The organism is Parapedobacter deserti (genome assembly GCF_042646065.1).
GTDB classification, from domain to species: domain Bacteria; phylum Bacteroidota; class Bacteroidia; order Sphingobacteriales; family Sphingobacteriaceae; genus Parapedobacter; species Parapedobacter deserti.
The window spans coordinates 124,673-141,713 of sequence record NZ_JBHRTA010000030.1 but is presented as its reverse complement, the minus strand read 5'-3'; the positions used below and the strand labels follow the sequence as shown (position 1 = coordinate 141,713).

The 17,041-nt window shown below is 51.8% G+C and carries 13 protein-coding genes; 7 read left to right on the top strand and 6 right to left on the bottom strand.

The genetic code is table 11. The annotated features are described in order from the left end of the window. Nucleotide 1: 1 nt before the first annotated feature. The 3 genes from ACFOET_RS09465 to ACFOET_RS09455 form a co-directional block, all read right to left on the bottom strand. Nucleotides 2-3,262 carry a SusC/RagA family TonB-linked outer membrane protein gene (locus tag ACFOET_RS09465; protein ID WP_379021932.1) on the bottom strand — a complete coding sequence of 1,087 codons (3,261 nt, stop codon included), beginning with the start codon at nt 3,260-3,262 and terminating at the stop codon, nt 2-4. A 6-nt stretch (nt 3,263-3,268) separates the two neighbouring features. Beyond that, nucleotides 3,269-5,482 (bottom strand): fasciclin domain-containing protein, encoded by a 2,214-nt coding sequence (locus tag ACFOET_RS09460; protein ID WP_379021930.1) that lies wholly within the window; start codon nt 5,480-5,482, stop codon nt 3,269-3,271. Nucleotides 5,483-5,668: 186 nt separating this feature from the next. Next, complete coding sequence (locus tag ACFOET_RS09455) at nt 5,669-6,754, bottom strand: glycoside hydrolase family protein (protein WP_379021928.1); 1,086 nt, start codon at nt 6,752-6,754, stop codon at nt 5,669-5,671. Between the two features lie 413 nt (nt 6,755-7,167). Between ACFOET_RS09455 and ACFOET_RS09450 the strand changes: the two genes are divergently transcribed. Continuing rightward, nucleotides 7,168-8,175, top strand: a complete 1,008-nt coding sequence (locus ACFOET_RS09450; protein ID WP_379021926.1) for a LacI family DNA-binding transcriptional regulator — start codon at nt 7,168-7,170, stop codon at nt 8,173-8,175. Between the two features lie 69 nt (nt 8,176-8,244). After that, complete coding sequence (locus tag ACFOET_RS09445; protein WP_379021924.1) at nt 8,245-9,867, top strand: ABC-F family ATP-binding cassette domain-containing protein; 1,623 nt, start codon at nt 8,245-8,247, stop codon at nt 9,865-9,867. 48 nt (nt 9,868-9,915) lie between these two features. Here ACFOET_RS09445 and ACFOET_RS09440 read toward each other — a convergent pair whose 3' ends face one another. From ACFOET_RS09440 to holA, 3 genes are all read right to left on the bottom strand, one after another. Then, nucleotides 9,916-10,434: a putative glycolipid-binding domain-containing protein gene (locus ACFOET_RS09440; RefSeq protein ID WP_379021922.1), complete on the bottom strand. Its 519-nt coding sequence runs from the start codon at nt 10,432-10,434 to the stop codon at nt 9,916-9,918. Nucleotides 10,435-10,445: 11 nt separating this feature from the next. After that, nucleotides 10,446-10,955 (bottom strand): hypothetical protein, encoded by a 510-nt coding sequence (locus ACFOET_RS09435; RefSeq protein WP_379021920.1) that lies wholly within the window; start codon nt 10,953-10,955, stop codon nt 10,446-10,448. 86 nt (nt 10,956-11,041) lie between these two features. After that, a complete protein-coding gene (holA, locus tag ACFOET_RS09430; RefSeq protein WP_379021918.1) occupies nt 11,042-12,046 on the bottom strand; it encodes a DNA polymerase III subunit delta in 1,005 nt (334 codons plus the stop codon). A gap of 199 nt (nt 12,047-12,245) precedes the next feature. Between holA and ACFOET_RS09425 the strand changes: the two genes are divergently transcribed. The 5 genes from ACFOET_RS09425 (at nt 12,246) to ACFOET_RS09405 (ending at nt 17,025) form a co-directional block, all read left to right on the top strand. After that, nucleotides 12,246-12,701: a type I restriction enzyme HsdR N-terminal domain-containing protein gene (locus tag ACFOET_RS09425; RefSeq protein WP_379021916.1), complete on the top strand. Its 456-nt coding sequence runs from the start codon at nt 12,246-12,248 to the stop codon at nt 12,699-12,701. 175 nt (nt 12,702-12,876) lie between these two features. Continuing rightward, on the top strand, nt 12,877-13,572 hold the full coding sequence (locus ACFOET_RS09420; protein ID WP_379021914.1) for an ATP-dependent Clp protease proteolytic subunit: 696 nt from the start codon (nt 12,877-12,879) through the stop codon (nt 13,570-13,572). Nucleotide 13,573: 1 nt separating this feature from the next. Then, a complete protein-coding gene (clpX, locus tag ACFOET_RS09415; protein ID WP_379021912.1) occupies nt 13,574-14,824 on the top strand; it encodes an ATP-dependent Clp protease ATP-binding subunit ClpX in 1,251 nt (416 codons plus the stop codon). Between the two features lie 3 nt (nt 14,825-14,827). After that, complete coding sequence (locus tag ACFOET_RS09410; protein WP_379021910.1) at nt 14,828-15,652, top strand: AMP nucleosidase; 825 nt, start codon at nt 14,828-14,830, stop codon at nt 15,650-15,652. 11 nt (nt 15,653-15,663) lie between these two features. Further along, the gene (locus tag ACFOET_RS09405) at nt 15,664-17,025 is read left to right on the top strand and encodes a pyridoxal-phosphate dependent enzyme (protein WP_379021908.1); all 1,362 of its coding nucleotides are present in this window, start codon (nt 15,664-15,666) and stop codon (nt 17,023-17,025) included. The last annotated feature ends 16 nt before the right edge of the window (nt 17,026-17,041 follow it).

The following is a 17,041-nucleotide window of genomic DNA, read 5'->3' as shown; positions in this document are numbered from 1 at the left end:
ATTAAAAGTCAAACATTATCCCTACCGCATAACGCTGTGGCCGGGGCGTCGATGCCCTGTCCACACTGAGCATGTACACATCGTTGGCGTTCAGGGATACTTCGGGATCCATTCCCGTATAGTTCGTCCAGGTGATCAGGTCTTGGATGGTCATGAACACATCAAAGCGCTGGATGTTGACCCGCTGTAAAAAGGGTTTGGGCAGGGAATACCGCAACGACAGGTTACGGAGCCGTACAAACGAGGCGTCTTCCACGAACCGATCCGACCCCAAAATGTTATACCCTTCGCCGAACAATGCCCGCGGGATGTCGGTCTGGTCGCCTTCGTGCCGCCACCGGCGCAGCACCGCCTGGCTTTGGTTGCTCGTTCCCCGCATATCCTCGGTATCCATCCGTGCCCTGTTGACCACCTTGTTGCCGAACCGGCCGTGGAAAAAGGAGCTCAGCGTAAACCCTTTGTAACGCAGTGTCAGGCTAAGCCCCCCGGTAAACAGCGGCATGGCATTGCCCAGATACACAATGTCGTACTGGTCAATCACCCCGTCGCCGTTGATGTCAGCATACCGGGCATCGCCGGGGTATGCCTGCCGCTGGTTGTTATACGTCGTAAACACCGGCTCGCCGTTGAGGTTGTAGATCAGATTGCCGTTCGGGTCACGGGCGTAGGTTTCGTCCTGGTTTTGGTATACCCCGAGGTAGCGGTAGCCATAAAACGAACCGATAGGATTGCCCTCTACAATGCGGTGTGCATAGCGTTTGTTTTCAAACGTATAGTTTTCAAACTGCATATTTTCCGGAAGCTCCACCACTTCGTTCTGGTTGCGGGAGAAGTTGAGCATCATTTGCAGCCCCCAGTCGGATTTCCGGATTACGTCGTAGTTGACAATCAGCTCCCATCCGCGGTTGTACAGCTCCCCGCTGTTAAACCAGGCCAGCTGCGAAAAGCCCGTTGACCCGGGGATGCGCACATCTTTATGCAGCACATCCGTGGTACGGCGGTCATACCGCTCCATGGTGACGAAAAGCCGGTTGTCCAGCATGGCCAGTTCGAGGCCAAAGTTCGACTGGGTAATCGTTTCCCATCGCAGGTTTTCCAGCTGCATGCGCTCCGGCCGGATAGCCGGCATATCCATATAACCGGGTACCAGCGGGGAGAACGTGCCGAGGTAGCGCCAGGCTCCGCTGGGCGCATTGCCCGTGCGCCCCCAGCTATAGCGGATTTTGGCCAGATCAAAAAATTTCAACCGCTGCATGAACGGCTCATCGCCGAATAGCCACGCAGCCCCCACGGCTGGAAACCCGCCCCAACGGTGCTCCCGGCCGATGCTGTTATTGGCTTCCCAGGTATACCCGCCGTTGAGGTTGTATTTGCCCTTATAGGAATAAAACACGTTGGCAATGGTTGCAATCCGGCGGATGGCACTGAAATCTGAAGCCATACCAACGACATTGCCGCCCAGCGCTGGGTCGGACATCCCCGATGATGCATTGCCCGATGTTTCGCTGCTATAGGGGTAACTCAGTTCTTCGGTAGTGCGGAGGATGGCATTGCCTATCAGGTGATGGTCTTCCCCGAATAGCTTATTATACAGAAAGCGGTTCTCAGTGGTCAGGTTTAGTGCATCCGTGATGCGGTCTGACGCCTGGTTAAAAAATTCATTCACCCACGACACCCCGGTAACGGACTGCGGCAGGAACCTCCGGTTTTTGCTCGACCGCATGTCAAACCCGACCATGCCGTGATATTGCAGGCTGGGCAAAACATCGTACCGGAGACGGAAGTTGGCCCGGGCATTCTCACTATTTGTCCGGTTGACCGACTCGTGCACCATCGCCACAGGGTTGAACACTTTGCTTCCCATACTTCCTTCTTCAAATCCACCCTGGAAGTTCACCCGCGGCGTAAAATATTCATTGGTGGGCTGCCCGTTCGCGCCGATGACCCAGGGGCTCATATTGGGCATGCGCGTCATGGCAATGCCCCGGGGTGTCGGCAAGTTGTTGGCCGTCCAGAAATTATTCTGGTTGCTCCGGGTGTAAGCCATATCCGCCATCACCTCCAGCTTGTTCGAAAACCGGTAGTTTACCGCCAGCAGGGCGTTATACCGGTTGAGGTCGGTGCCGATGGTCGTACCCACATCGTTCAGGTAGCCCAGCGAAAGCCGGTAAGTGGCCTTATCGCCCCCACCGCTTATCGAGAGCGAATTATCCACAAAGTAGCCCAACCGATTGACTTGGTCGATCCACCGGGTATTCTGGTTGTACTCATCGAAATATACCCAGTCGGGGTTAAAGTTAATCTCATTGGTATTGTAGAGCAGGTCAAGGTAACCGGATCCGGCTGCATATCCGAGGTCATTCACCGAATTCCATACGGCATCCTGGACTAGGCTGACATACTGGTTGCCGTCGAGCAGCGGGATCGTGGCCGGCTCGCGGCGCATGTCCAGTTTGCTGGAAAACGATATGCGGGTTTTGCCCGAACGCCCCCGCTTGGTGGTAAACAGCAGCACCCCGTTGGCGCCCTGCGACCCCCATATTGCCGTTGCGGCCGCATCCTTGAGCACTTCGATGGATTCGATATCGTTGGGTGAAATATTGACCAATGCGCCGAAATCCTCATCGTTGGCCGTCGCGAAATCAAACCCCTCCTGTACGGTCGTGGGATAAGGCACCCCATCGATGACGATGAGCGGATCGGCGTTGGCATTGAGCGAGGAGGTACCCCGGATACGGATGGAGTTGCGGGCGCCCGGATCGGCGCTGGTAACGATGTCTACGTTGGCCATACGCCCCTGTAGGCCCTCTTCGATGGACGTGAAGGGCATGGTTTCCACTTCCTTCAGGTCAAACCGTTCGGTGGAAGACACCTGATCCCGGTAAGATATGCCCATGCTGTTGATTTGCTTTTTGCCACGGGCTTCGATGGTAACTTCATCGATTTGCAGGTCGGCCATCTTCAAGCGTATCTGCAAAGCCCGCTGGCCGCTGTAGGGTATCCGTTGCGTCTGAAAACCGATGCACGAAAAGACGATGGTCAAATCAGGCTGGTTGGGCACCTCCAACTGGAAGAGCCCGTTGGCGTCTGTAGAGGATCCCCTGAGGTTCCGTTTATCTTGATTTTCAATGAACACGGTTGCGCCCGCCAACGGGCTCCCCTGCTCATCTGAAATGCCGCCCCGAAGAATATTGGACTGCTGCGCTATTGACCATCCCGACCACAGCAACAACCAGCACAATATGATTATTTTTCCTTTCATTCTCTATTAATTTGCAGTAAGTAACCCGTCGATTTGGTAAATTGCTCCGTCGGTAAACGTTTTGGGAAATTCGCTGACGACCGTCGCCGTCTGCCCGGTGGCGTCCTGAACCGACAGCCCGGTACCCTGGTCCATCACGGTGAGCCTCGACCGGCCGCCCTGAGCCATGTGGGCCGTATTCCACTGCCCCTGCACGCCAAACCCCGGAAACGGGTAATCGCTCAGCGAATTTTCGTTGATGGGTACAAAATAATACTTGAGGTACTCCGCCAATGCGGCGTTGTCTTCGGGGATAATGCCGCCCGCTTGCAAGGCCGCGCGGATGGCTTCGTTCGTAGGGGCAAACAGTAAAAAGCGCTCACCCAGCAGGAAAGACAATGGTGCCCCCGAGGGTAGCAACCCGGCGCGGTTGAGCAGCATGGCAAACTCGGAAAACTCATGCAGCGGACTGGTAGTAGACGACGCCCCGGCGATTAAGAACTTGATACTGCCCACTTCGCGCTGTAATGCCTCATCGACGGCATAAACCACCCCGTTGGTCCAATTGCCCGTGATTTCCCGCACGGGCAAGAACCTGCCGCTATTGTAGGTTGCCGATGAAGCGACGCCTTGGTCCGTTACGTAGATATAGCTGAATGGATTGCGCGTGCGGAACACCTGCTTCCCCGAAAATTGCGTGATGCGGCCCGAGACGATATGATTAGAAACCAGCTGATTCATTGTACCCACCCCCAGCGGGACCCGGATGCCGTCGTTGTTTTCTATCTCCACCGCTTCATCGCCGAAGCGCAGTGGATGGCCTTCGTTCCAGAACAGGTAGCTTTCGCCCACCAGCGTATTGAGCAGTACCTGATCGGACGGAACGAACAGCGTATAGGCTAACACCTGGCTCATCAATGGTGCCATCACATTGGATTGGACGGCCATGTGCAGGAACATTTTATAATTTGGGTTTTGCAGCAATGGCCCCGTTACGCTGTAGAACATCCCTGGCACAACTACTTTATTGAGCCCATAATATACCCCGTTGGTTGCGATGCCTCGGCCTGCTACCTCCGTATAGGGATCGAAGGTAATCGGGTTGCCGAACGTGCTGGTGATTTTATCGCCCTGCACAACTTCGTCGGGGAACACGATATTGCCTTGGTAAACGTGGTTGGTTAGCAGCAGGGACAACGGCAGCAGGTTGACCTCATCAATGGACGAATAATGGTTGCTCCAATAGTATTGGAAGAAATCGTTGAGTGCCTGGTTGTTCGGCGCGAACACGTTAAATGCCCGGTAAGTCAATTCCGGCAGGTTGGCATAGTCCGGCATGCCCGACTCGCCGTTGTACGACCACTCCGATGCAATCTGCGGCAATGAGCCGTGTGTGACGATGTACAGCGAATCGGCCAGGCCACTGTATTGAGTGCTTGTGTTTTCGTCATACCAAAAGTCGACAAACCGGTCATAGATGGCCATGAATGTGCTGTAATCCGGCTCGTTCTTCAACAGGCTGTGTACCGTTTCCAGGGGCTCCAACACCTCGTCGATGACGTATACATAGCCGTTGTCCGTGGGTATGGCATATTCGGACACGGCGGCATTACCAACGTGGAATCCATCCGTTCCGGCACTCCAGGCGCTTTGCGGATAGAAATATTCGTAGTTGCGCTGCGCGTCGATACCCTTGGTCATGAAATGCCGTTGGGAAAATACGGGCAGGAAGCGATCCTTATGAAACACGGTGCGGTTGAGCTGCGTGGCCGGGTCACGCCACACGGAGACGGTGTCTCGGCTGCGCGTGCGGTGCTTGTAGTACAGGCCCGCGTTGTCCGGGATTTCCAGACCAAAACCGAACGGTTGATAGTTCGCCAGCTTTTGCTGATCATACGCATAGTAAATGAGGTGGAAGCCTATCAATCTGCGCAGCTCCGTTATCGGCATGCCGGTTATGGACGTGATGCTGTGTTTCTGCAAATACTGCTGCATAGCCGCATCATCGGGTGCCATCACCGTGGCGATGACCTTGCCCGTGAGCACGTCTTTAAAGCCGGCGCGCTCCGCCGCCTCGAGAAACATGCCGAAATTTCCCCTTTCTTCCAGCACTTCCCACGCATTTCCGCGCAGCCAGTCGGGCCGTTCGTAATGTTCCTCCCAAGGCTGTTTCTGGCATTGCCAGAAGAACAAGGGCAGAAAACAGGCCCATAAAAATCTACAAATAGGTTTATGCATCATACTTCAATTGGTTTAATTAGGTATAGTCCGCTCCCGGACAAACAAATGTTCACAAGACTATTGCCCCACCCGCGCAATTGCAGGCGATGTCAATCAGGCCGCTACCGTTCATGATTGGTTAGCCTCCGGAACAGGAGCGTTTTAAAATCAGGCCACATGGTTTTGTAGTTATATGCTCATATACTCTTATTTTCCTTCACAACGCAACACAAACGCACTGGACGTGTTATACTCCCCGCCTTGCGCAGCACAAAAGAGGTAAGCCGGCTTTCCATCCTGCATCAGCAACATCGGTCGCTCAAGCCGGCCGTAACGCTTCAGATGAGCGGGGGCCGGCGGCTCATTCACGTAATGCGCCAATTCATGGTAGGCAATGAGCGGCTCAGACCAATGGATGCCATCGGCTGATTCCATAATCAGGCCTACCTCATGGTTAAACACCCCCATATCCCGGGCGATAAGAAAGTACGTGCCGTTCTCCCGCCATATAAAGGCATCCTCAAACTGGGCATTGCCGCCCCTGCCGGAAAAATCGATTACCGGGTTGGCGGGATGCCGAGTATACGGCCCGTGCGCGTCAGCGGCAGTCGCCAGGCCGTATTTCCGGTTGCCCCGGATGGAGGGGTGAACGCTATGCTCGTATTCGTACGTACTCCACGACTTGTAAAAAAGCTGGCAGGTTCCGTCGGGCGCCTCCACAAAAGCCGGATTGGTGGTGCAATGGTCGTCCCACGCCCCCGGCTCACCGGCCTCCAACAACGGTGCGTCACCCCGTTTCCAGGGACCATATAGGGAGTCGGCAGTAGCCAGTCCGATGCGCTTGGTATTCGTTTTGCCATTGGAATTGCCCATATAGAACAGGCAATACCTTCCGTTCACCTGCTTAATCAGCGGGTTATGGCACGTGGTGGCGTCCCAGTATCCCGGCCGTGGGGCCAGCACCGTACCGACGTATTCGAAGGGCCCTTCAGGGCTGTCTGCCACGGCATGGGTTATTTCCGATTTGCTGATCCATCCGCTCATGCCTTTGTCGGCCGGCCAGCGGGAATAGAATAGATGAACCTTCCCATCCTCTCCAAAGATGGGGCTGTTGCACCAAACATAATATCCCTCCGACTCCAAGGCCCGCCCCACCGGCCGCAAACGCTTGCTGAACGTCGAAGGCTCTGGGGCATTCCACAGACCGTTAGCACGTGGCACCGAGGTCAGGCCGAGCGACAGCAGTCCGGCTGCTGTCAAAAAACGTCTTCTATTGATGATGTTGATAACCATCGTCTCGTCTCCTTTCTAAATATTGGAAGTATTCATTGCTTCAAGCCTATTCAATTCATCAGCGCTCATAAACCGGCCATAATACCTTCCGCCGGCAATCGTCAACAGAAATATGGACACGTGGTTACTCGAAAAATGAAGAGCGTTTGTAAATAGAAACTAAACATAACGAATTATCAAATTTGGTTTATAACTCACTTTTTGCTTGGTCAGCTCATGCAATATTATTAGTAGAATCGAGTTTTGGCATCCTGCTGCGTCCTGACCGGACAGCTTATAAAATAGCATAAATCATACATTATAAGCATGATAAGTATAAAATTTGGCAATTAACGGAATCTACGCAATCGATACCGGTATCGATTGCGGAACCCGATGATTTTTCTTAGTTTTGTATAAACTAAGTTTAAACCGTGTTCAAACCCATCACCATAAAAGACATCGCGCAAGCGCTTGAACTGTCCCCATCAACGGTTTCGCGGGCATTGAGCGACAGTTACGAGATCAACGAGGAAACCAAAAAGCGTATCATCGAATACGCCGAGAAGCACAATTACCGTCGCAACCCTATGGCTTCCAGCTTGCGCCATGGGCGCAGCTATTCCATCGGCGTGGTGGTTTGCGAAGTGGCCAATAGTTTTTTTTCTCAGGCCATCGACGGCATCGAATCGGTAGCTTACGGCAAAGGCTATCATGTGATCATATCGCAGAGCCATGACTCCTATGAGCGTGAGGTGGTCAACATCCAGCACCTGGCTAACCGGGCGGTCGACGGCTTGCTCATTTCGATGTCGGCCGAAACAAAGGATTTCTCGCATATCGCCAACCTGCATGGACATGGCTTGCCCATTGTATTCTTTGATCGCATCATTGACTCGTTCGAGACACACACGGTTACCTCAAACAATCGCGAGGGCGCCCGTATGGGTACCCAATCACTGATTGACCGTGGCTTTCGAAAAATCGCCCATCTGGCTAACGCTCCGCACCTTTCCATTACCGCCGAACGGCTGGACGGCTATAAGACTGCGTTGAAGCAACATGGCATTCCATTAGACGAATCGCTCGTCCGCTATTGTCATCACGGCGGCCGGGTGCAACAGGAGGTCGAGGATGCTGTACGCTATTTCCTTAGCCTTGATGAAAAACCCGATGCTATTTTTGTAGCCAGCGACCGCCTGAGCATGGGCTGCCTGAGCGCTTTCAACAAACTGGCCCCTGAAGACGAGCACCTCTCCGTTGCAGGCTTTTCCAATTCGGATGTACTTGATCTCCTGCAGCCGGGCTTTACGTGCATCCGGCAACCCGCCTTCGAAATGGGCCGTGTAGCCATGGAAATGCTTATCCAACTCATCGAAAGCCATTATCCTGTGTATGAGTTTGAGAACACTGTATTAAGCACGGAATTGATTTCGCGATAGCCGGCTTTGGGTGCCCCTATCTCGTCCTCTGTATTCCGTACCTCATATAATAACCGTACCTTTGCATTTATGATTAATGTATCCAATCTTTCGTTGCGCTATGGTAAGCGTGTGTTGTTTGAAGACGTCAACCTTAAATTCACTCAAGGCAATTGCTACGGCATCATCGGTGCCAACGGAGCAGGGAAATCCACTTTTCTGAAAATCATTTCCGGCGATGTGGATCCCACCACCGGTTCGGTAAGCTTTACGCCTGGTGAACGGATGGCCGTATTGAAACAAGACCACTATGCCTTTGACGAATTTTCGGTTATCGAAACGGTCATGATGGGCCACAAGGAGCTTTATGACATCATGAAGGAAAAAGATGCCGTATACGCTAAGGAAGACTTTTCTGATGCAGACGGCGAGCGTGCCGGCGAGCTGGAGGCAAAATTTGCGGAGATGGACGGCTGGAATGCCGAGAGCGATGCCGCAACACTGCTCAGCAACCTGGGCATAGATGAAGGCCTGCATTATAAACTGGTCAAGGAACTGGACGGAAACCAGAAAGTACGGGTTCTGCTTGCACAAGCACTGTTCGGCAATCCGGACATCCTGCTGCTGGACGAGCCCACCAACGACCTCGACATCAATACCATTGCCTGGCTGGAGGATTTTCTGGCCGGTTACGAAGCCATTGTGTTGGTGGTATCGCATGATAGGCACTTCCTGGACTCGGTCTGTACACATGTGGTTGATATCGACTTCAGCAAGATGACCATCTATACCGGCAATTATACGTTCTGGTATGAATCCAGCCAGCTTGCCCTGAAACAGCGCGCCGAACAGAATAAAAAAATGGAAGACAAGGTCAAGGAGCTACAGGAATTCATCCGCCGGTTCAGCGCCAATGCTTCCAAATCCAAGCAGGCCACCAGCCGTAAAAAGGCGCTTGAAAAAATCAATTTCGAAGATATCAAACCGTCCAACCGGAAATACCCCGCCATTATGTTTAACACGATGGCACGGGAGGCCGGCGACCAAATCTTGCAGGTGGAAAAGCTGGGCAAGGACCTAAACGGCGAAGTGCTATTCAAGGATGTCAGTTTCATGGTGAATAAGGGCGACAAAATCGCCGTGCTCTCGCAGAACAGCTTAGCTACTACAGCGTTTTATGACATCATGACCGGGCGCGAAACAGACTACGAAGGTAGTTTCAAATGGGGGGTTACCATCAGCGTCGCAGATATTCCGATGGACAACAGCTCGTATTTCGATGGCAAGGACGAAAACCTCATTGACTGGTTGCGCGAGTATTCCGCAACGGACAAGGATGAACAGTTTATCCGCGGATTCCTAGGCAAGATGCTGTTTTCCGGAGAGGAAGTGCTCAAAAAATGCTCCGTACTGTCAGGCGGCGAAAAAATGCGCTGCATGTTTTCACGGATGATGCTGCAGCAGGCCAATACGTTGCTGTTTGACGAGCCTACCAACCACCTCGACCTTGAATCAATCACGGCGCTCAACAATGGCATGAAAGACTTCCGGGGCAACATCCTCTTCACCTCGCGTGACCACGAGCTTACGCAGACTGTGGCCAACCGCATCATCGAGCTCACACCAAACGGCGTTATCGACAAGCTAATGAGCTATGACGATTACATCAACAGTGAGGCCGTAAAGGAGCAACGCGAAGCGATGTATGCGTGAAGACGGTTTAATTGCATGCTTTGAGCCGCGACGCGGGCTGTTTTGGCATCAGCTGGCTGGATATACCCGCTCGAATATACCGGGATAGTGGATAACAATGCCATCCGCATCGGTTTTGATCATCGACACAAAGCCACTCTCCAGGTTTTCATAACGGTACCAATCGGCATCCACGCGTGAATACCGTTGGCGTACTGGTTTTCGGAGGCGATTTTCAACATCGATATACAGCACCGTGTTTTCGGTAACTTCACCGACTGTTAATTTTGTTCGGTTGATGGTCAGTGTGTTGGTAAATGGTGTCATTGAGATGTCCACGTCCTTACATTCACCGAAATCCTTGTTCGGAACGGTCAACTCAACTACGGGATCGCCATCGACCCAAACGGACACCTGTTGTGTGACCCAATCCGCATCCGTCGAGATGTTGTATCGCATGTTCATCGGTTTTCCGGAGGTTTCGCCAACGATTTTGCCATGCATCCACCAACCAGAAGCAAGCTGCTCTACGGAAAGGTATTCCATTGTACGATAATAAAGTCCCTGCCATACGTATTGCTTCGCCATCCCGATATCCGTTAATGTACAAACAGCCCTATAGTGATGAAAACGTTATGCTGGCTGAACGGGTTGCTGGCAAAACGCGAATCGAATTGCTGGAAGCTATACCCTGCACTGAACAACAGGTCAGATCCTTCTACAAGCAGGTGTCCATAGGTGATACCTGCCTTGCCGACAAACCCCTTGAAATAGTCGTTGCCGATACTGGGCGCGTACCCGGCATTGACCATCGTGCCAAGCGTACCCAGGGGTGACAACCGCGCAAACGGGGCTTTGAAGTCTGCGAAAACAGGTAATGTATTTACCCGGCGCGTAGACCGACTACCGTCGGCCAGCGTAGACTTGCCCCGGTACACATCATTGCTGATTCCCAGCCCGAGGTACATCCGGTCGTAAAAGTTGCGGCCGAATGAAAACTGAAACTGATAACCGGACATCGGATCTTGTATGCCCGTGCTGGCCAGCCCGAAAATGCCGCCCGCCTGCAACGCGGTATATGTACCCCTCCGCTGAGCGTTGGCTTGCATCAAACAACAGACGAAGGCCGTAGTGACAATGCAGGTCAGGCAACGGCGCGAAAACTTAACTCGGGGAAAAAAGCTAAACATAGTGATCAGTTAAGGATTTTATAAACCAATTCTTTGAGCAGGTCGCCTGACTCCACATTCGTGGCATTCAGCCCTTTCGACTTGAGGTCATATGCTCGGAGGTCGGCCACGATGTCGAAGGTTTTACGGCGGTTGTAGCTGCGGGCAGCCTGGTCGTACTCCTTTGTAAAAAACGGGTGGACGCCCAGCTCTCTCGCCACGGCCTGCGGCGACTTATCGGTAAGGTAGTGGTACTTCAATATCTTAATGAAGTAGCCCGCCATAGCTCCCAGTATTACCTGTATGGGATTACTGCGCGGATTGGCTGCGAAATAAGCTACGATCTGGAACGCCCTAGCCGCATCACGTTTTGCCAGTGCGGTATTGAGCTCGAATACGTTGAAATCCTTGCTAATACCAATATTACGCTCGATTTCCACCGCCGATATTTCCTGTCCGGGTGGTACGTTGAGCATAAGCTTCTCCAGCTCGTTCACTACTTTGGACAGATCAGCGCCGAGGTAATCGGCCATCATCGCCGCCGCTTGCGGGTGGATATTCCACCCCCTGTCTTTCACAAAAGCAGTGATCCATGGCGCCACCTTGTCGTCATACAATTTAGCCGACTCAAGCACTACGCCTGCCTTCTGAGCCACTTTATAAAGCTTCTTGCGCTTGTCAAACTTGCCGTGCTTATGCGCGAGCACCAGCACGGTGCTTTTCATGGGGTTTTCCAGGTACGCAAGCAGGAGATCGTCATCTTTCCACTTTAGGTTCTGGGCTTCCTTGACAATGATAACCTGATGATCGCTCATCATCGGATAGCGCTTGGCCGCATTCACAATCGTAACAATATCGGTGTCCTTGCCATACAACACCGTTTGGTCAAACCCTTTCTGCGCCTCGTCTAACACCTGGTGCTCAATACAGTAGCTCACCAGATCAATGTAGTACGGCTCCTCGCCGTGCAGCAGATACACTGGCTGTAGCTTCCCTCCTTTTATATCGGCAATAATTTTACTTGCATCCATCTAACTTAACAGCAATTGAGCACGGAACATACGGATCACAGCCCAGATAACGAATAATCCGTCACATCACGGCGTCTACGTCCCTTCTTTTCGCGTTGCCAAATTAAGCATTATGTTGTCATCCGCAAAGGGAAGTTTTCAATGGCGGATGGGATATCTCCAGCTTGTCATTTACCGGTAAGTTGCCTAAGTTTGCAATATGTTTACTCCCATTCCGCTCAATTTGCCTACGTATTCCGCCAAAATCCAACGGGAGGGAGCTAAATTGTTTATTTTTGATGAACTGCGCAAAAAACGGTTGGTGCTGACCCCTGAGGAATGGGTGCGCCAGCATTGGGTGCAGCACCTGATCCACGTGAAAAAGTACCCCCGTTCCCTGATTAAAATAGAGGGCGGCCTTACGGTTAATGATATGCGCAGGAGAAGCGACCTGGTTATCTATGACACATCAGGAAACAAGATACTGTTGGCCGAATTCAAGGCGCCGACTGTGAAGATCACCCAAGCTGCGTTTGAGCAGGTAGCTCGCTATAATACCGTATACCGCATTCCGTTTTTATTGGTAAGCAACGGAATGCAACATTTTTATTGCCGCATTCATTTTGATTTCGGCACCTTTGAGTTTTTACCAGACCTGCCCGATTATACGCATTGAACCCAACCTGAAAATACAGACAGGCTGGCGAATGTATACGGCATTTTGGCAGTCTACCGCCTGATGGACACCCAGTGGCTCGATGTTTGTCGACCGGAAATGACAGAGATAATACATTCTGCTTTTCAACATTTAAACGAAATCACATATATTAGCAAATTAATAGATAAAAACCATGAGTATAGATAAAAACGAATTCCGGAAATATGCAATTAAACACCATCGGATCGGCAGCCACCATGTAGATGGTTTCATATCGCGCGCAGAGCGCAAGATTCCTACATCCCTCACCCCGTATATCATCGAAGAGCGGCAATTGAACGTCGCGCAGATGGACGTCTTCTCCCGGCTGATGATGGATCGAATCATCTTTCTCGGCGATGCGGTGAGCGACCAGGTAGCCAACATTATACAAGCGCAGCTGCTGTTCCTGCAATCGGCCGATGCGCAACGTGACATCCAGATTTATATTAACTCCCCGGGTGGCAGCGTGTATGCTGGATTGGGCATCTACGATACCATGCAGTATATCACCCCCGATGTGGCTACCATATGTACCGGAATGGCGGCTTCTATGGGCGCAGTGCTCCTTTGCGCCGGCGCCAAGGGAAAGCGTGCGGCATTGAACCACTCGCGGGTGATGATTCACCAGCCCTCCGGAGGTGCTCAGGGCGTGGCTACGGATATGGAAATCAACCTCCGTGAAATGTTGAAACTGAAGAAAGAGCTATACGAAATTATCGCTAGCCATTCGGGGAAACCTTATGAATGGGTAGAAAAAGCCTCTGATCGTGATTTCTGGATGACGTCATCCGAAGCGAAAGAGCATGGCATGGTAGACGAAGTACTGACCGCCAAAAAGGAAAAATAAAATGGCAAAAAATATGAAGGAAGTGAACTGCTCATTTTGCGGCATTAGAAAACAAGATGCGCTCATGCTTATCGCGGGCGATGGCGCGCATATCTGTGACCGCTGCATCACCCAAGCCGGCGAGATACTGGCTGAGGAGATGAACCTCCGCAAAAGCAAGGCACTGCAGACTACACTGAAGCTGATCAGACCCATCGAGATTAAAGAGCATCTCGACCAATATGTTATCGGGCAGGATGATGCCAAGAAGGTGATGGCCGTATCGGTATATAACCATTACAAACGGCTCAATCAGAAGGTGGAAAAGGACGAAATCGAAATTGAGAAGTCGAACATCATCATGGTGGGCGAAACCGGCACCGGAAAAACCCTGCTGGCCAAGACCATCGCAAGGATTCTAAACGTGCCGTTCTGCATATGCGATGCTACCGTACTTACGGAGGCGGGCTATGTGGGTGAAGATGTCGAAAGTATTCTTACCCGCCTGCTGCAAGCGGCAGACTATGACGTTGCCGCGGCAGAAAGGGGCATCATCTACATTGATGAGATCGACAAAATAGCCCGTAAAAGCGATAATCCCTCCATCACCCGGGATGTATCGGGTGAAGGCGTACAACAGGCGCTGCTGAAGATTTTGGAAGGGACCATAGTCAACGTGCCGCCACAAGGAGGCCGTAAGCACCCCGACCAGAAAATGATTGCGGTAAACACCAATAACATCCTGTTTATCTGTGGGGGGGCATTCGATGGCATTCAGAAAAAAATCGCCAACCGCCTGCGCACGCAAACGATCGGATACAAGGTCAACAAAGAGGATACGGATATCGATCTTAACAACCTGTATAAATACATCACACCGCAGGATCTGAAAAATTTCGGGCTCATTCCCGAGTTGATCGGTAGATTGCCGGTGCTCACCTACCTCAATCCGTTGGACAAAGAAACGTTGCTGAGCATCCTTACCGAACCTAGAAATGCGTTGGTTAAGCAGTATAAGAAACTGTTTGACTATGAGGGCGTAGAACTTAAGTTCGAAACCGATGTATTCAAGTTCATCGTCGACAAGGCGGACGAGTTTAAACTCGGGGCACGCGGACTGCGTTCTATCTGCGAGGCCATCTTGCTTGATGCCATGTTCGAAGTTCCCTCAACCAAGGGCAGTAAAAACGAACAAAAAGAGCTCTACATATCGCTCGAATATGCCAAACATAAGTTTGAAAAATCTGATTTACAGAAGTTGAAAGCAGCGTAGTAGATGGCTAAGCAGAAACCAGCGAAACCCGTTCAGAGTCCGATTGAACCCGGATTGAAGTCCAAGCCGGAAATCGTCAGGAATTGGCTTCCGAGGTATACCGGCCGCCCACTGAGCGGATTCGGGGATTACATACTGCTAACCAACTTTTCCCACTACGTCAAGCTGTTTTCCGAAATGCATGATAATGCCCCGATCATGGGTCTCGACAAACCCATGCAAAGCGTCACTGCACAGGGCATCACCATCATCAATTTCGGCATGGGCAGCCCCATGGCCGCGACGGCCATGGACCTACTGTCTGCAATAAGCCCCAAAGCCGTGCTATTTCTCGGCAAAGCCGGCGGGCTGAAGAAAAAAAACAAGATCGGCGACCTTGTACTTCCCATCGCTGCAATCCGCGGCGAAGGGACATCAAACGATTACTTTCCGCCGGAGGTCCCGGCGTTGCCGGCTTTTGCGCTTCAAAAGGCAATTTCCACGACAATACGCGACCACGCACTGGACTACTGGACCGGAACGGTGTACACCACCAACCGTCGGGTATGGGAGCACGACCGTGAGTTTAAAAAATACTTGAAAAGCATCCGGGCCATGCTGGTCGATATGGAAACCGCCACCATATTTTCCGTTGGTTTTGCGAATAAAATTCCGACGGGTGCCCTGTTGCTCGTCTCGGACCAGCCCATGATTCCGGAAGGGGTGAAAACAGTGGAAAGCGACTCCAGTGTGACCGCCAATTTTGTGGAAACACACCTCAAAGTCGGCATCGATTCACTCAAGCAACTCATCAACAATGGGTTGACAGTGAAGCACCTGAAATTTTAGAGGGTAGTGCTATGTGGTATAACAACATACTGGAAACTATCGGCAACACGCCGTTAGTGAAGCTCAACAACATCACCCAGGATGTGAGGGGTACGATTTTAGTAAAAGTCGAAACTACCAATCCCGGCAACTCCATTAAGGACCGCATGGCCGTAAAGATGGTTGAGGACGCCGAAAAGGCGGGCCTTCTCAAGCCAGGGGGAACCATTATTGAGGGCACTTCCGGCAACACGGGGATGGGGTTGGCGATTGCAGCCGTGATCAAAGGATATAAGTGCATTTTCACCACAACGGACAAGCAATCGAAAGAAAAAATCGATGCTCTGCGTGCATTCGGCGCACAGGTAATCGTGTGCCCTACCAACGTTGATCCGGAAGATCCCCGGTCGTACTACGCTGTATCGAGCCGGTTGGCGCGGGAAATCCCCAACTCATGGAAGGCTAACCAATACGACAATCTTTCAAATACGCAAGCGCACTACGAACAAACGGGGCCGGAAATTTGGGAGCAGACCGAGGGCAGAGTGACCCACCTCGTTGTGGGCGTCGGTACCGGTGGTACCATCAGCGGTGCCGGCAGGTACCTCAAGGAAAAGAACCCGGGGATACAGGTATGGGGCATTGATTCCTACGGATCCGTTTTCAAAAAGTACAAGGAGACCGGAATTTTCGACAAGAGCGAAATCCATCCCTACATCACAGAGGGTATCGGCGAAGACTTTTTGCCGAAAAATGTGGATTTCAGCGTCATTGATTTGTTCGAAAAGGTGACCGACAAGGATGCGGCTCTTATGACCCGTGAAATCGCCCGTAAAGAAGGAATTTTTGCGGGCAACTCCGCAGGAGCTGCCATCGCTGGACTTTTACAGCTTAAGGATAGGCTTCACGACGACGCGGTCGTGGTGGTTATCCTGCACGACCATGGATCGCGCTACATGGCCAAGATGTACAATGATGACTGGCTCCGGGAGCGTGGCTTTCTTAACGACGAGAAACTAACGGCACAAGCGATCCTCAGGAAACGCGGCGATGTACCCATCGTCACGGCAGATGTGGAGCAGTCTGTGATGGAAACGTTCAGCATCATGAAAACGCTCAATATATCACAGATACCCGTGACCCAGCAAGAGATGGTGATTGGCAAAGTCACAGAAGCCGACATCCTGCATGCCTTATTGGAAGACCCCACATTGAAATCGGCGAAGGTCGCAGAAATATGTACCGCCCCCTTCCCTTTTGTCGACCTCCAAACTTCTATAGACAAAATATCGGCACTCATTCATAAAGACAACCAAGCGGTATTGGTGGAAGATGAGTACGGCCACATTGCCATCATCACTCAATACGATATCATCGATGCGATTTCGGGATAGGGGAAGTGGTCACTCA